Source organism: Pseudomonas sp. S34 (assembly GCF_009866745.1).
Classification (GTDB): Bacteria; Pseudomonadota; Gammaproteobacteria; order Pseudomonadales; family Pseudomonadaceae; genus Aquipseudomonas; species Aquipseudomonas jessenii.
This window is the reverse complement of sequence record NZ_CP019398.1, coordinates 2825054-2841353: the sequence shown is the minus strand read 5'-3', so window position 1 is coordinate 2841353 and position 16300 is coordinate 2825054. Positions and strand designations below refer to the sequence as shown.

General features: G+C 62.2%; 16 protein-coding genes. 10 read left to right on the top strand and 6 right to left on the bottom strand.

The annotated features are described in order from the left end of the window. Positions 1-96: 96 nt before the first annotated feature. The 10 genes from PspS34_RS12725 (at position 97) to PspS34_RS12680 (ending at position 13372) form a co-directional block, all read left to right on the top strand. Positions 97-450, top strand: coding sequence for a hypothetical protein (locus PspS34_RS12725; protein ID WP_057715001.1), 354 nt, complete (start codon positions 97-99; stop codon positions 448-450). 286 nt (positions 451-736) lie between these two features. Then, a complete protein-coding gene (locus tag PspS34_RS12720; RefSeq protein ID WP_057715002.1) occupies positions 737-1696 on the top strand; it encodes a MoxR family ATPase in 960 nt (319 codons plus the stop codon). Between the two features lie 5 nt (positions 1697-1701). Then, positions 1702-2646 carry a DUF58 domain-containing protein gene (locus PspS34_RS12715; RefSeq protein ID WP_057715003.1) on the top strand — a complete coding sequence of 315 codons (945 nt, stop codon included), beginning with the start codon at positions 1702-1704 and terminating at the stop codon, positions 2644-2646. Next, on the top strand, positions 2643-3137 hold the full coding sequence (locus PspS34_RS12710; RefSeq protein ID WP_057715004.1) for a DUF4381 domain-containing protein: 495 nt from the start codon (positions 2643-2645) through the stop codon (positions 3135-3137). The genes PspS34_RS12715 and PspS34_RS12710 overlap by 4 nt, the downstream gene beginning before the upstream one ends. Beyond that, positions 3130-4212, top strand: a complete 1083-nt coding sequence (locus PspS34_RS12705) for a VWA domain-containing protein (RefSeq protein ID WP_159389844.1) — start codon at positions 3130-3132, stop codon at positions 4210-4212. Before PspS34_RS12710 ends, PspS34_RS12705 begins: the two co-directional genes overlap by 8 nt. Further along, positions 4209-5942, top strand: coding sequence for a VWA domain-containing protein (locus PspS34_RS12700; RefSeq protein ID WP_154860095.1), 1734 nt, complete (start codon positions 4209-4211; stop codon positions 5940-5942). The genes PspS34_RS12705 and PspS34_RS12700 overlap by 4 nt, the downstream gene beginning before the upstream one ends. After that, positions 5939-7588, top strand: a complete 1650-nt coding sequence (locus tag PspS34_RS12695; protein WP_154860096.1) for a BatD family protein — start codon at positions 5939-5941, stop codon at positions 7586-7588. The genes PspS34_RS12700 and PspS34_RS12695 overlap by 4 nt, the downstream gene beginning before the upstream one ends. A 308-nt stretch (positions 7589-7896) precedes the next feature. Beyond that, positions 7897-9141, top strand: a complete 1245-nt coding sequence (locus PspS34_RS12690; protein WP_057715008.1) for an exonuclease SbcCD subunit D C-terminal domain-containing protein — start codon at positions 7897-7899, stop codon at positions 9139-9141. Beyond that, positions 9138-12779, top strand: a complete 3642-nt coding sequence (locus tag PspS34_RS12685) for an AAA family ATPase (RefSeq protein WP_159389843.1) — start codon at positions 9138-9140, stop codon at positions 12777-12779. The genes PspS34_RS12690 and PspS34_RS12685 overlap by 4 nt, the downstream gene beginning before the upstream one ends. After that, positions 12776-13372 (top strand): glutathione S-transferase, encoded by a 597-nt coding sequence (locus PspS34_RS12680; RefSeq protein ID WP_154860100.1) that lies wholly within the window; start codon positions 12776-12778, stop codon positions 13370-13372. Before PspS34_RS12685 ends, PspS34_RS12680 begins: the two co-directional genes overlap by 4 nt. Before the next feature lie 114 nt (positions 13373-13486). Here PspS34_RS12680 and PspS34_RS12675 read toward each other — a convergent pair whose 3' ends face one another. From PspS34_RS12675 to PspS34_RS12655, 6 genes are all read right to left on the bottom strand, one after another. Further along, complete coding sequence (locus tag PspS34_RS12675) at positions 13487-13744, bottom strand: hypothetical protein (protein WP_057715011.1); 258 nt, start codon at positions 13742-13744, stop codon at positions 13487-13489. Then, the gene (locus PspS34_RS12670) at positions 13741-13953 is read right to left on the bottom strand and encodes a hypothetical protein (RefSeq protein ID WP_150813850.1); all 213 of its coding nucleotides are present in this window, start codon (positions 13951-13953) and stop codon (positions 13741-13743) included. Before PspS34_RS12670 ends, PspS34_RS12675 begins: the two co-directional genes overlap by 4 nt. Before the next feature lie 115 nt (positions 13954-14068). Beyond that, positions 14069-14194: a hypothetical protein gene (locus PspS34_RS28805; protein ID WP_256355695.1), complete on the bottom strand. Its 126-nt coding sequence runs from the start codon at positions 14192-14194 to the stop codon at positions 14069-14071. A gap of 216 nt (positions 14195-14410) precedes the next feature. Then, complete coding sequence (locus PspS34_RS12665; RefSeq protein WP_057715012.1) at positions 14411-14590, bottom strand: hypothetical protein; 180 nt, start codon at positions 14588-14590, stop codon at positions 14411-14413. Between the two features lie 156 nt (positions 14591-14746). Beyond that, complete coding sequence (locus tag PspS34_RS12660) at positions 14747-15916, bottom strand: lactonase family protein (RefSeq protein ID WP_159390392.1); 1170 nt, start codon at positions 15914-15916, stop codon at positions 14747-14749. Then, on the bottom strand, positions 15909-16247 hold the full coding sequence (locus PspS34_RS12655; protein ID WP_159389842.1) for a DUF5629 family protein: 339 nt from the start codon (positions 16245-16247) through the stop codon (positions 15909-15911). The genes PspS34_RS12660 and PspS34_RS12655 overlap by 8 nt, the downstream gene beginning before the upstream one ends. Between the last annotated feature and the right edge of the window lie 53 nt (positions 16248-16300).

Here is a 16300-nt window from a genome sequence, read left to right as displayed (position 1 = left end):
ACCCGGTCATCGACACTCGGACAAGCAGAAATGTGCGCGGGCTGGCAGAATCGCCCGTTATTGCGTTTACCACGCCCGTCGAGTCAGGAATTCCCCATGAAAATGAAAACCGCCCTCTTGATCGTCAACCCTTGCGACGACGAAGAAGACAACATGGCCATGCTCTGCTGCCACAGCGACCAGGGCGAAATGTTCCTGATGAGCCGCTACCCGGATGAAGACGAGCTGGAAATCACTCTGGACGGCGAGCCTTCGACCCTGGATGGCGTGAAAGTCACCCTCAGCCCTTCCCTGCTGAAGATCGAAATTGCCGCGGCTGATGCCGATGCGCTCAATGGCGACGATGTACTGGAAATCACCTTTGATGCCGACATGGTGGATATGGATGAAGTTGAGCTGACCTTGAAGAACATTCTTGATGGCACTGGCACCTTCATTAGCCAGCTCTGAATATCAGCGCCTGTTCCGACCTCATCGCGAGCAAGCTCGCTCCCACATTTGATTGCATGCCTCAGTGACGGCGTGGTCCCCTGTGGGAGCGAGCTTGCTCGCGATGGCGTCAGTAAGCCCGCCACAATACTGAAATGGAACGAACCTCCAACAATTTCACCCATCTTTTCCCGCACTTTGCGCAAAATGCCGTTAGTCGCCACCCCCCGCGATGGATTAAAGTAACGCCCCCAGCCCTGGCGCATTTAGAACGTCCTCGGCCACCCTTTTGCAGGAACAGTCATCGATGGAACATCGTGAAGCGCTGCTAGCGCTGCGAACCTTTCTTTCAACGCAGATTCTCGGCCAGGAAAAACTCATCGAGCGATTGCTCATCGCCCTGCTCGCCGACGGCCATATGCTGGTCGAGGGTGCTCCTGGCCTGGCCAAGACCAAGGCCATCAAAGAACTTGCCGAAGGCATCGAAGCGCAGTTCCACCGCATCCAGTTCACTCCTGACCTGTTGCCGGCCGACATTACCGGTACGGAAATCTACCGCCCGGAAACCGGCAGCTTCGTGTTCCAGCAAGGCCCGATCTTCCACAACCTGGTATTAGCGGACGAAATCAACCGCGCCCCGGCCAAGGTCCAGTCGGCCTTGCTCGAAGCCATGGGCGAGCGGCAAGTCAGTGTCGGGCGCAGCACCTACGAGCTGTCGCCGCTGTTCCTGGTGATGGCCACGCAGAACCCGATCGAGCAGGAAGGCACCTACCCGTTGCCGGAAGCCCAGCTTGACCGGTTCCTGATGCACGTGAAAATCGGCTTTCCCGATGCCACTGTCGAGCGCCGGATTCTGCAGCAAGCCCGTGGAGAAGCCCTGAACGGCGAAGCGAAGCCTGAGCGTCGGGTTACTCAACAGACGATTTTTGTCGCACGCAAGGAAATCCTCGGTCTGTACATGGCCGACGCCGTGGAGGAGTACCTGGTACAACTGGTCATGGCCACCCGCACCCCGGCCAAATTCGACCCGGAGATGGCCGAGTGGATCGCCTACGGCGCCAGCCCCCGAGGTTCGATTGCCCTGGACCGCTGCGCCCGCGCCCACGCCTGGCTGGCCGGGCGTGATTTCGTCAGCCCGGAAGACATCCAGGCCGTGCTGTTCGACGTGCTGCGCCATCGCATCATTCTTTCCTTTGAAGCCGAAGCCGCTGGCATCGATCAGGACCGTGTGGTCCAGCGGATTCTCGACGTCGTAGCCGTCGCTTGACCCCGATGAACGCCAGCCTGCCGCCCGAGCCGGGCATCCGTGTCAGCCTCGCCGACCTGATCGAGATGCGCCATCGCGTGCGCGAAGTGCAGCTGTTTTCCACGCCTGGCCAACGCAGCCCGCTGATCGGCCTCCACCATTCCAAATTGCGCGGGCGTGGCGTCGACTTCGATCAGGTGCGGGTCTATCAGGCCGGCGACGATGTGCGCACCATTGACTGGCGTGTGACCGCGCGCACCCAGGAGCCCCACACCAAGCTGTTCCACGAAGAACGTGAGCGGCCGATTTTCATTATGGTCGAACAAAGCCACCGGCTGTTTTTCGGGTCGGGCCTGATGTTCAAGTCGGTGCTCGCCGCCCAGGCCGCGAGCCTGATCGGTTGGGCAGCCCTGGGCCACAACGACCGGGTCGGCGGGCTGGTGTATGGCGACAATGAGCACTATGAAATCAAGCCTCGGCGCAGCAAGCAAAGCCTGCTGCAGTTGCTCAACCGGCTGGTGCGGGTCAACCGGTCGCTGACCACCGAGGGCGAGCCGGACCGCGACGCCTTTGGCATTGCCTTGCGCCGAGCGCGTGAGGTGTCACGTCCGGGCAGCCTTGTCATTGTGATTTGCGACGAACGCGCGCTATCGGAAAGCGCCGAGCAACAGCTGAGCCTGTTATCGCGTCATTGCGACCTGTTGCTGCTGCCGGTGTCCGATCCGCTGGATCATGCTCTGCCCGCCGCCGGCCTTTTACGTTTCGCCGAGCGTGGAGCGCAATTGGAACTCGATACGCTGAATTTCGACCTGCGCCAGGCTTACCGGGCCCAGGCTGAAGCGCGTATCGCGCGCTGGGAGCTGCTCGCGCAAAAACTGCGGGTGCTGATGATGCCGTTGAGCACTCAGAGCGAAATGGTCGAGCAATTGCGCGAATACCTGAACCCACAGAAACCGGGGAAAGGTCGATGAGCAGCCTTGATCAACTGCAACCACTGATATCCCCGCCACCGGTGGAATTCTGGCCTCCAGCACCCGGTTGGTGGTTGCTGCTTCTGTTGGTGCCGCTGATCGGTTTGGGCCTGTGGAAGCTGCGTCGTTTTATTCCGGACAGGCGCCCCGTGGTGCGTGCAGAACAGCCGCTTGACCCGGTGCGTCTTGCCGCCCTGGCGGAGCTGGCCTTGATGCCCAAACCCTACGACGGTGCGCCGGCCGGTGCCTGGCTGCAGCAACTCAACGGTTTGCTCAAACGCCTGTGCCGCAACCACTACCCCTACAGCCAGAGCCACACCCTCAACGGGCGAAAATGGCTGGCGTTCCTCGACAATCGCTGCCCGGCCGCCGGCCTGACTCGCTGGATGGTGCTGGTCGAAGGCGCCTACAAACCCGAATGCAAACTCGACGACAAGGCCATCGCCGGCCTGACCCAGGCCGTCGACACATGGATTCGCAAGCATGTTTGAGTTCGCCTGGCCGTGGATTTTCGCCCTTCTGCCGCTGCCGTGGCTGATGCGCATCGTATTGCCGGTGGCCGACAGTGGCGAACCGGCGCTCAAGGTCAGCTTCCTCAGCGACCTGGAAGGCCTCGCCGGGCGTCGCGCCCGGGCCAACCTGCCAGCATGGCGCCAGCAGGCACCGTTCATAGTGCTGTGGCTGTTGCTGCTGGTCGCGGCGGCCCGCCCGCAATGGCTCGGCGAACCCTTGCCGATTGCCGCCAGTGGCCGTGACTTGCTGGTGGCGGTGGACGTTTCCGGCTCCATGGACTTCCCTGACATGCAGTGGCAGGACGAAGAAGTCAGCCGACTGGCGTTGGTCCAGCACCTGCTCGGCGATTTCCTCGAAAGCCGCGAAGGTGACCGGGTCGGCCTGATCCTGTTCGGTAGCCAGGCCTACCTGCAGGCGCCGCTGACCTTCGACCGCCACACCGTGCGCGTCTGGCTCGATGAAGCGCGTATCGGCATTGCCGGCAAAAACACCGCCATCGGCGATGCTATCGGCCTGGCCCTCAAGCGCCTGCGTTCGCGTCCGGCAACAAGTCGCGTGCTGATTCTGGTCACCGACGGCGCCAACAATGGCGGTGAAATCGACCCGTTCACCGCCGCCCGGCTGGCGGCCAAGGAAGGCGTGAAAATCTATCCGATCGGCATTGGCGCCGATCCAGAGCAAAGCGGCTCCGTGGGTTTCCTCGGCGTCAACCCGAGCCTGGACCTCGACGAGCCGTCCCTCAAGGCCATCGCCGAAGTCACCGGCGGTCAGTACTTCCGCGCCCACGATGGCAAGGAACTGCAATCGATCAAGGACACCCTTGACCAACTGGAGCCCGTGACCCAGCAACCGACCCAGGCCCGCCCGGCCCAAGCGTTGTATCACTGGCCGCTGGCCCTGGCGCTGTGGTTGAGCATGCTGCTGCTGGCCCCCGTACTCTGGCCGGACAACCCCTTGCAACGCCTGTTTACCAGGGATCTGTTTTTGCAAACGCAATTGCTGCCTGACTGGCGCCAGCGTCTCAAACGCCTGCGCCTGCGGAGGCGCCGATGAGTGCGCTGTGGCCGTACTGGTTCCGCCCCTGGTGGCTGCTGTTGCTGCCGGTGCTTGGCTGGTTGCTCTGGCAACTCTGGCACCGCAAGAAGCGCGCCGGGCGCTGGCAAATGATCCTGCCTGCGGCCTTTCACACGACATTGCTCAGCGGTGGCAGTGGACGTGACAGTAAATTGCCCTGGATCGCCCTCGGTCTCGCGTGGCTGTTGACCGTGCTCGCCCTGCTGGGTCCGGGCTGGCAGCGTGTCGAGCAGACCAGTCAAAAGCCCGCCGATCCGCTGGTGGTGATCCTCGAGCTGACCCCGGAAATGCTCGCCACCGACGTCACACCCAACCGACTCGAACAGGCACGACGCAAGGTGCTTGATCTGCTGCAGATTCGCAGCGACGCGCAAACCGCCATCGTCGTCTACGCCGGCAGTGCCCACACACTGGTGCCGCTGTCAGATGATCTTTCCACCAGTCGCAATCTGTTGGATGCACTGAAACCGTCGTTGATGCCAGCGGCCGGTCATCGCGCCGATCTGGCGGTGCTCAAGGCCCTGGCGTTGCTCGAACAGGCTGCTTTGGGCGATGGCCGGATCCTGCTGATTGGATCGTCCCTGACCGACCAGGAGCGACTGGGCATCCGTCGCGCGCTGAACGGCAAATCGACTCAATTTTTGATGCTCGGCATCGGCACCGCCGAAGGCTCGCCGATCACCCAGGAAGACGGCAGCTTCCTCAAGGATGAACAAGGCGCCATTCTCGTGCCGCGCCTGGACGAGCCCGGCTTGAAAAATTTTGCCAACGACCTGGATGGGCGCTATCGCCAGGCGCGCCTGGACGATAGCGACCTGCACGCCCTTGGCCTGCTCGACGGTCCACGCCACTTGCGCAACGACGGTCAGACCTTGCGCCTGGACACCTGGGCCGATCAGGGGTACTGGCTGCTGCTGCCACTGCTGCTGCTCGCGGCCTGCGCGGGACGTCGCGGTTGGCTGCTGTGCCTGCCGCTGCTATTGGCGCTGCCTCAACCGAGCTACGCCTTCGACCTCGCAGACCTTTGGCTGCGTCCGGATCAACAAGGCTCGCATTTACTCAAGCAGAAACGCCCCGCCGAGGCCTCCCGACGCTTCGAAAGCCATCAGTGGCAAGGCGTGGCGCTCTATGAGGCCGGCGACTACGCAGGCGCCGCCGAGCGGTTTGCCGAAGGCGACGATGCCCACTCCCACTACAATCGAGGCAATGCCCTGGCCAAAAGCGGTGAGCTGGAGGCAGCCCTGGACGCTTACGAACAGGCACTGGAACGTCAACCGGACTTGCGTCCGGCACTGACCAACAAGGCGCTGGTCGAACGCCTGCTCAAGGAGAAAAATACTCCTCCTGAGCCAGACGCCGCCAGCAACGCCCGGCCCGAAGCCGAATCGCCGGAGCCACCGCCCGGTGCCGCCGCACAACCCTCGAGCAGCGGCGAACCGAAAACCGAGGGGCAACCGAGCCGCCCGGGTGAGGAACAACCACCCACCACACCGCCGAAACCGGGGGGCAACGAGGTTCCGGGCAGCGAACTGGGTGACGAACAACACACCACACCGCCCTTGCGCCCGGCCACCGACAGTATCGAAGGTGAGCAGCGCCAGGCACTGGAGCAATGGCTGAGACAGATCCCGGATGACCCCGGTGAACTGCTCAGGCGCAAATTCTGGTACGAACAGCAACAACATCAGGATCAGGAAGAAACTCGATGACCCGCTTCACCGTTTTATTGCTCGCGCTGCTGCATGGCCTGTTGTTCTGCACCGTTCAGGCACAGGCAGCAGAACTGGTCGCCAGTGTTGATCGCAGTCGCCTGAGCTCAGGCGAGACGGTCGAGCTGACCCTGGAATCCAGCGATGTCACTCAGTTCGGCAAACCGGACCTGGCGGCGCTGGAACCGTTGTTCGAAGTGCGCGGCACACGCCAGGTCAACCAGCTGAACACCCTGAGCGGAGAAAACCAGGCCACCACCCGCTGGATCGTCACCCTCCTGCCCCGGCAAAACGGCAGCGTGGTGATTCCGTCATTGCAACTGGGGGAACTGCAGAGCCAGCCGATCACCCTGCAAGTGGTCGAGAGCGCAACACCGGACAACCCGACCCAGCGGGCCGCGGTGTTCATCGATGCCAGCCTCGATCAAACCAGCGTGTACGTGCAGGCCCAGGCGGTCCTGACCCTGCGCATCTACCATTCGGTGTCGCTGTACGACGACAGCAGCCTGCCACCCTTGCAGATACCTGACGCACGCATCGAACAATTGGGCGACTCACGCACCTACGAAAAGGACATCGACGGCCTGCGCCATGGCGTGATCGAAATGCGTTACGCGATCTACCCGCAACACAGCGGCGAACTGATCATTCCGGCACAGGTCTTCAACGCCGCGCTGGTCGACCCACAACCGGTACAGGACGCAGCCCAGGGGCCAAAAGCCGGCAAGCTGATGCGCGTCACCTCGGCCGAACTGCTGTTGACGGTCAAGGCCAAGCCCCTCACCTATCCGGCCGACGCGCCCTGGCTGCCTGCCCGCAGCCTGACCCTGAGCGAAATCTGGAACCCGGAGCCGGATCACACTCAGGTCGGCGATTCGCTGACCCGCAGCCTGACGGTGAAGGCCGAAGGCTTGTCCAGCACCCAACTGCCTCCGCTGCCCGGCACCGACGTCGGCGGCCTGCGCCGCTACCCTGATCAACCGGTGCTCGGCAACCAGAACAGCGAACGCGGCCTGGTCGGCAGTCGTGAAGACCGCGAGGCCCTGGTGCCGACAAGGACCGGCGCCATCGAGCTGCCCACCGTCGACGTGATCTGGTGGAACACCTTCGAAGATCATCTGGAACACAGCAGCCTGCCTGCTCGCACGCTGCACGTGGTGGCCAATCCGAGCCTGCTGGCCGACACCCCGGCCGGCGCCTCACCGGTCGATGTAGGCGCCAACAGCGAAGCACTCTGGCGCTGGAAGCTCAGTACCTTGATTCTGGCCTGCACTACCCTGCTCGGCTTTGGCCTCTGGTGGCGTGGCCGCTGGCAACCGGCGGTGGCGCGTGTCGCGCAAACCGGCCCGAGCCCGCGCACCGTGCTCGACGACCTCAAGCGCGCCTGCCAGGCCAACGACTCCCACGCCACCCGCCAGGCCCTCGACGCCTGGGCCCGCCAGCAGCCGGAAACCCTGGCCGACATGGCCGCCCGCTTCGTACCTCTGTCCGACGCCCTCGACGGCCTGAACGGCGCGCTGTACAGCGAAACCGGCCAGTATTGGCAAGGTGACGAACTGTGGCGTGCGATCAAGGCGATCCCGATGGCCGAACGGGTTCAGGACCCTGTCGGTGACAGTGGGTTGCCGCCGCTTTATCCCAAGTAAACACCGACCTGGCGACAAAGATGCATTTGTGGCGAGGGGGCTTGCCCCCGTTCGGGCGCGAAGCGGCCGTAAATCCGGGCGGCTCGGTGTACCAGGAAAAACCTGGGGCCGCTCCGCAGCCCAACGGGGGCAAGCCCCCTCGCCACAGGCAAGCCCCCTCGCCACAGGCAGCCGTCCTCGCCACAGAACTCCCTGCCATAAGAAGTTTGGTGTGCAACCACACCCGACCGGTTTACCAGTAAACTCTTCCCCCTTTCGCCGCCTTCATTTTTCACGCGGCCATTACCTATTTTGTAGCGGAGTTCGCCTTGCGCTTGTTTCACACCTCCGACTGGCACCTCGGGCAGAACCTGCACGGCCAGGATCGCGATTTCGAACACGGCTGTTTTCTCGAGTGGCTGTTGCGTCAATTGAAGCTCGACCAGCCGGATGTGCTGTTGATCGCCGGCGATATCTTCGACACGGTCAATCCGCCGGTCAAAGCCCAGGAGCGTCTCTACGACTTCATCGTCAGCGCCCACGAACAGCAGCCGTTGCTGACCATCGTGATGATTGCCGGCAACCACGATTCCGGCTCGCGGATCGAACTGCCCGCGCCGTTGATGCGCCGCTTGCGCACTCACGCGCTCGGTCGTGTGTTGTGGCTGGATGACGGGCAACTGGATGCCGAGCGTTTGCTGTTGCCGCTACCGGATGCCAAGGGCAAAACCGTCGCCTGGTGCCTGGCGCTGCCGTTCCTGCGCCCTGCCGAAGTCACCGGCGCGCATCTGGGCGACAACTACCTGCGTGGCATTGGCCAGGTCCATGAATGGCTGATCGAGGCGGCGAACGCAAAGCGCAAGAAAGGCCAGGCGCTGATCGCCATCAGTCACGCGCACATGGCGGGCGGTTCGGTGTCGGAAGACTCGGAGCGCAGCCTGATCATCGGCAATGCCGAAGCCCTGCCCGCCAGCCTGTTCGGGCCGAGCATCAGTTATGTGGCCCTCGGCCACTTGCACAAGCCGCAGAAGGTCAACGGCGAGGAGCGCATCCGCTACAGCGGCTCGCCGATTCCGTTGTCGTTCTCCGAGATCAGCTATCAGCACCAGATCCTCGACATCAAACTCGATGGCGAAACCCTGGTCAGCGTCGAGCCGAAACTGATCCCCCGCGCGGTCAACCTGCAACGCATCGGCCCGGCGCCATTGAGCGAGATCCTGGTGCAACTGGCGGACCTGCCGAACATCGACCTGTTGGCCGACATCCAGCGCCAACCATGGCTGGAGGTGCGGGTGCGCCTCGATGAACCGCAGCCCGACCTGCGCAATCAAGTGGAAACCGCCCTGCAAGGCAAGGCCGTGCGCCTGGTGCGCATCGCCGCCGAGTACGCCGGCAACGGCGGCCGTGACGGTGCCGACGAAGGCAGCACGCTGATCGAACTGGACCAACTCACGCCTCAGGAACTGTTCAGCCGCGCCTGGCAGGACAACTACGGCAGCGAGGTCGACGAGCAGACCCTCAAGGACTTTGCCGAGCTGTTGCAGGACGTGCAGATGGAGAGCGAACAACCATGAAAATCCTCGCGATCCGCCTGAAAAACCTCGCCTCCCTGGCCGGGCCATTTGAAATCGACTTCACCGCCGAACCTCTGGCCAGTGCCGGACTGTTCGCCATCACCGGCCCCACCGGCGCGGGTAAAAGCACCTTGCTCGATGCCCTGTGCCTGGCGCTGTTTGGCGCCGTACCGCGCCTGAACAACACCGGCCGCGACGCCAAGGTGCCGGACGCCGACGGCGAAATCGCTACCGGCGACCCGCGCACCCTGCTGCGTCGCGGCACGGGTGAAGGCTATGCGGAAGTGGATTTCGTCGGCGTCGACGGCCGCCGCTACCGCGCCCGCTGGGAGGCCAATCGCGCCCGGGACAAGGCCGCTGGCAAGCTGCAGGCCAGCCGCCAGAGCTTGCGTGACATCGATCAGGATCAATTGCTCGCCAGCCAGAAAGGTGAATACAAGACTCAGCTCGAAGCCGCGCTGGGGCTGAATTTCGAACAATTCACCCGCGCGGTGATGTTGGCGCAAAGCGAGTTCAGCGCGTTCCTCAAGGCCGACGACAACGACCGCAGCGAACTGCTGGAAAAACTCACCGATACCGCGCTCTACACTCGCCTCGGTCGTCGGGCCTTCGACAAGACCAAGGAGGCCCGCGAGGCGCACAAGCTGCTGCAGGATCAGGCCAGCGGGGTAACGCCGCTGTCACCTGAAGCTCGCGCCGAACTGGATGAGCGCTTCAACCAGGCGCAGCAACAACTCAAGACCCAACAGGCACAACTCAAGCAGCTTGAACTGCAGGACACCTGGCTCAAGGACCTGCGTCGATTGCAGGACGAGCATCTGGCCGCCAGCGAACAACTGCAATCGGCGCAGACCCACTGGGAGGCCTTGGCCAGCGAGCGGTTGAGGCTCACCCGTCTCGAACAGCTGGCCCCGCAACGGCACCAGTTCGCCCGTAAAGCCGAGGTCGACGCGCTGCTGACACCCTTGGCGACGCAAATTGCCTTGCAGACGCAGCAACATGGCGAACTCGATGAGCGCCAGACGCTGCTTGAGCACCAGCTGAGCAGCGCCCGGATCGCCTTGAGCGAAACCCAACAGCGACAAGCCGACAGCGCGCCGTTGCTGCGTCAGGCCTTTGAAGCCCAAAGCACCCTCGCCCGCCTGGCCAAGGACACCGCCCTCAGCGCCGAAGCCAGGCAACAGGCGCAACAGGCCTGCACCCAGGGCCAGGGCACGATTCAGACCTTGCTCGGTCAGCAAGCCCGAGGCGCCGGGGACTTGCAGCGCATCGCCACGGGGCTTGAGCAAAGCACGCATCTGGCACCGCTGAGCGATGCCTGGAATGCCTATCGCGACCGGCTGCAACAGTTGATGCTGATCGGCAATCGACTGAATCAGGGCCAGGCCGAACTGGCCAGCCTCGAACAAAACGCCGCGAGCACCGACCAGGCGCTCACCGCGCAGAAGCAGCAACTGGAGGTGCTGTTCAAGGAGGCCGGTGCCGAACCGGATGCCGTCGCCGAACAGATCGGCATCCTGGGTAGCCTGTTGCAGGACAACCGCAAGCAACTGCGCGCCGTCGAAGACCTGGCGCGCTTGTGGGCCAGCCAGCAGGACCTGGACAAACGCAGCGCCGAGCTGCAACAGCGCCAGCTCACCGCGCAGCAGGAACGTGAACGCCTGACCCAGGACGGGGTCAAGGCCAAGGCTGATCTGAGCGTTGCCGAACAGACCCTCAACGTCACTCGCGAACTGCTGGAGCGTCAGCGTCTGGCGCGCAGTGCCAGTGTCGAAGAGCTGCGCGCGCAGTTGCAGGACGATCAGCCATGTCCGGTCTGCGGCAGCAACGAGCATCCGTATCATCAGCCGGAAGCCCTGCTGCAAAGCCTCGGTCGTTTTGATGAAAGCGAACAGGGCAACGCGCAAAAGGCCGTCGACCTGCTCAAGGAAAAACTCACTGACCTGCGTGCCGAAGTCGGCGGGCTGATCGCCCAGCAAAAGGAACTGCTGCAACAGCAGGAGCAACTGGCGACCCAGCAGCAAGCCCTCGCACCGAGCCTGGAAGCGCACCCGCTGGCGGCCCAACTGCTGAATCAGGATGCCGCCAAACGCGATGCCTGGCTCGTTCAGCAAAACAGTCAGCTCAACCAGAGCATCAGCCAGGACGAGCAACGGCAGAGCGCGCTGCTCACCCTGCAACAGGATGCCGCACGCCTGACCCAGCAACTGCGCCATGCCGAAACCGCGCACCAGCAAGCGGCCCAGCACCTGAGCAATCAACAGCGCGAATTGAACAACGACCGCCAGCGTCTGGACGAAGAACTCAAGGCGTTCGCCAACCTGCTGCCAGCCGAAACCCTGCAAGCGCTGCGCGTCGAACCGGCCGCGACTTTCATGCAGCTCGACCGGCAGATCGCCGAGCGCCTGGCGCAACTCGAACAACAAAAGGAAGAACTGGCCGAGCAGCAACAACGCCAGCAACAGCTGGAGAAGGAACAGGATCGCCAGCAAAGCCGCGTGCAGCAATTGCAGGCCGCCGAACAGCAATTCAATGGACTGGCCGAGCAGCAACAGGCGAGCCAGCACACACTCGGGCAATTACTCGGCGAACACAGCAGCGCCGAGCATTGGCAGCAGCAACTGGAACAGACCGTGGAACAGGCGCGCAGCGCCGAAGCCAGCACTGCGCAGACGTTGCAAAGCGTCGTCACGCAGTCAGTGCAAATCGCCGCCGAGCTCAAGGCCCAGCGGGAACGCTTGCATGCACTGGAAGGCGAAGAACGTGAGCTCGCCGGCAAGATCGGCGACTGGCGTGCCCGTCATCCCGAACTGGATGACGGTGGCCTCGAAAACCTGTTGAGCGTCGACGACACCCAGGTCAGCGAACTGCGCCAGCGCTTGCAGCACAGCGAGAAAGCCATCGAACAGGCCAACGTCCTGATACAGGAGCGCAACAAACACCTGCTCAATCATCAGGCACAACAGAACGGCAATCTCGATGCCGAGCAATTGGCCAGTGCGCTGATCGACCTGCAAAACCTCGCTGCCGCCAGCGAGCAACACTGCGCCGAACTGCGCGCCGATCAGGCTGAGGACCAGCGCCGGCAGAACGCCAATCAGGCCCTGGCGCAGCAGCTTGCCGACGCCTACAACGAGTATCAACGCTGGGCACGCCTGAATGCGTTGATCGGCTCCGCCACCGGCGACACCTTCCGCAAGATCGCCCAGGCCTACAACCTCGACCTGCTGGTGCATCACGCCAACGTGCAATTGCGCCAACTGGTGCGCCGCTATCGCCTCAAGCGCGGCGGCAGCATGCTCGGGTTGCTGGTGATGGACACGGAAATGGGCGACGAACTGCGTTCGGTGCACTCACTGTCCGGTGGCGAGACCTTCCTGGTGTCGCTGGCGCTGGCCCTCGGTTTGGCGTCGATGGCGTCGAGCACGTTGAAAATCGAGTCGCTGTTCATCGACGAAGGCTTCGGCAGCCTCGATCCCGAATCCCTGCAACTGGCCATGGATGCCCTCGACGGCTTGCAGGCCCAGGGCCGCAAGGTCGCGGTGATTTCCCACGTACAGGAAATGCATGAACGGATTCCGGTACAGATTCAGGTCCAGCGCCAGGGCAACGGCCTGAGTACCCTGGAGGTGAAATGAACACGCTGTATTCCTTCCGCCGCTGCCCGTACGCCATGCGCGCACGCATGGCCCTGCGTTATTCGGGAGTGGCCGTGGACATCGTCGAAGTCAGCCTGAAGGCCAAGCCCGCCGAGATGCTCGCACTGTCGGGCAAAGGCACGGTGCCGGTACTGAGCGTCGATGGCCGGGTGATCGACGAAAGCCTCGACATCATGCGCTGGGCCCTGGCTCAGAACGATCCGCAGGACTGGTTGCTTAAGGATGATCCTGTCGCAGCGGAGCAAATCGCCCCTTTGATTGAACAGAACGATCAGGTGTTCAAGGTGCACTTGAATCGCTACAAGTACGCCGAGCGTTATCCCGAGCAGCCGATGGAGGTTTATCGCAGCGAGGGTGAGGTGTTCCTGCGCAGGCTGGATCAGTTGCTGGAAGGCCGCGACTATTTGCTGGCGGACCATCCGAGCCTGGCGGATGTGGCGTTGATGCCGTTTGTACGGCAGTTTGCGCATGTGGATCGCGAGTGGTTCGGGCAGACGCCTTACCTGCGCTTGCAGGCATGGCTACAGCGGCTCTTGGAGTCGGACCTGTTCACATCAATCATGAAGAAATAACCACCCCCTGTAGGAGCCAGCTTGCTGGCGAAGGTGTGTCAGTTGACGCTGTGGTGCCTGATACGCCATCGCCAGCAGGCTGGCTCCTACAAAGGTCCGTGGTGCGTCGAAGACTCAGGCCAGCACCTGACACATCCCGATGGCCGAGCAATCGACCTGGAACGGGCCGAAAACCACACCTTCACTCCTGATCGGTGGATTGCCGGCCAGCATGCCCTGGGCATTGGCGTTTTCGATGTTGCGGGCAATGTTGTGGTTGGCTTCGATGGCCCGTGCCACCGAGCCTGCCGAGCCCTGTCCGATCCCCAACAGGGAGGATCCATTGGTCATGAACGCCAGGAAAGCGATGACCCAGAGTCTGTGCCCTTTCATGCGCCGACGACTCCTGCGAGTTCAGCCTGATCAACGCTGGCATTCTGCGCACGGTGTTCAAACTGGATGCCGGGATGAGCGACCTGGATCGGTGCTTCAAAGCTGGATTGCGACTGCGCTGAAAGGCTGACCACCAGCACCATGGCAAGGTAAAGACCGATCGCCACATAGGCGCCGTGTTTGGCAGAAGTGAGAATTGCGCTGGCCATGATGTTCTCCGCAGGCATGTTTCAATGCCCACAGAATCGATCAAAAAAGCCGGGTTAACCACTCAGGGTTATCCATAGTGACCATCAACTTCATTGATCATTAAGCCAGACTATTTCAGTCTTCAATAAAACTCATCAAGCGCTCGCGCGCAGCATCCGGCTCAACCGGAACAGGGTCGGCTGCCGACAGAATGGGGGTGGAATAGAGAAAAAGTAGAACCAATGCCAGACGCGTCACCATGCTATCGATCCTTGCCGTGAGGAGGAGTCAAAAAATCAGCGTCAATTTAAACGCATGGCAATGTGATATCAAGCGCGACATTGATGGCAAAGTGATGCAGTCGCAAATGCGTTATGCAGGAGCGACATCACTCTGATCGTTTTCAACACCTGTTTTTCAACATCAGGCTCTTCGATCATCAGTGACTTCGCTCCTGCATAAAGGCAGGGCTGACGTTCAGGCTTGGGTTTTGTGATCCAGCGCGGCGTAGAAGTTGGCGCTCTGTTGCAGGTACTTCGGGGTGTAGCTCTGGGTGTGGGCTTTTTTGTCGCTGATTTCAACGTTGGCACTGGCTGGCAGCGCAACGGTGGCGGAAATGGCGGAAGCGGCGATGACAGAGAAGATGTTGAAGTTCATGGCGGTATTCCTCGGATTCGGTTGGCTTGCTTGCCCGGTGGGGCCGTGAAGCAAACTTAACCCTCGAGGGTTCGTGCCTTGAAATGCTTTGTAGCAGTACCAGATATCAGCGTCATTGATAAAAGCAGGCAGGCCCCATCAACCGGGGCCTGCGGCTTATTGACGCAGCAGAAACCTGAGGTCGCTCGGGGCATCCATCGGCAGTTTTTGCACGGTCTTGCCCAGCAGACCAGTCCTGACGTCGCGTTCGACGACGACAATCTGGTTGCTCTTCTGGTTGGCGATCAACAGGAATTTGCCGCTCGGATCGAGGCTGAATTCCCGCGGATGATCGCCCTCCACCGCCCGCCGTTGCAGCTCACTGAGGTGGCCGGTCGCCGGATCGATGGCAAACACCAGCAGTTGATTGGCCGTGCCACGGTTGCTGACGTAGAGGAACTTGCCATCAGCCGAGGCATGCAACGCCGCCGCAGCCTTGTCCGATACCGGTTGCCCGGCAGCCAGATCGACCATCTGCGTCTGTTCGAGTTGGCCGTCGTGGTAATCGAACACCGCCACTTGCGCGCTCATTTCCATGGTCAGCCAGGCATGTTTGCCATCGGCGCTGAACAGCAGGTGGCGCGGCCCGCTGCCCGGCGGCAGTTGCACGAATGCCGGGGTAGCCGGGGTCAACGGCAGTTCCGGGTTGGCCTTGGGATCGAAGCGGTAGGCGAACACCTTGTCGGCACCCAGGTCGTTGGAGAACACGTATCTGCCGTCCGGCGACGGGATCGTCGAATGCACATGGGCCGAGGCTTGGCGCTCGGGATTGACCCGGCTCGCCGGGTGGCTGCTCATCTGCACCACCGGTTTGAGCTTGCCATCGGCCGTCACCGGCAATACCGCCAGGGTGCCGCCCGGGTCTTCGGCCACCGAGTAATTGCTGACAAACAAATGGCTGCCATCGATGCTGAGGCTGGAATGGGTCGGCTCGTTGCCCAGGCTTTGCACCTGGCTGACCAGGCTCAGCGCGTGGGTCTTGGGATCAATCGCGAAACTGCTGACGCGCCCTACCGGATCGGTCTGGCCAGGGCCGTTTTCGTTGACCACGAACAGCTGTCGCTGATCCTTCGACAGGGTCAACCACGACGGGTTCGCGCTCTTGATCACTTGCAGGGGGCGGGCATCGATCTGCCCGGTGCGGCTGTCGAACGCCAGGCGGTAGATGCCCTGGCTTTGACCGGCGGTGTAGGAGCCCACCAGCAGTTGATAGTCCTCGGCGGATGCGACCTGGACGCCCATGGCGCCGATGCTGCCGGCCATCAACAGTGGCCAGAGGTTACGCATCGTCTTGGTCGTCATCTTCGTTGTCACCGCTGACGACATCGCCCAGGCACACCAAACGGTGTTCACCCGAGTCACCGGTGATCAACCAGCTTTGCAACGAGGTATCGAAGGTCGCGGCCTGGATCTGCGCGGGGGTGAACTCCCAGTGTTTGGCCGCACGGCCATCCATGCATTCAATGTGCAGGTTATCGAACTCGTCGAGGGCGAATTCGAAGGCATGCAGCCCGTCGATCTCCACCATTCCGCAGTGTTCGAGGGCATTGAGCAAGGTGTCGGTTGGGGAAGTCATGGCAATCAATCTTTGAATGAGAAAGACGCAATGATAGCTCATGCACCCGACCAAAGTTTCACACAAACCTGTGGGAGCGGGCTTGCTCGCGAAAG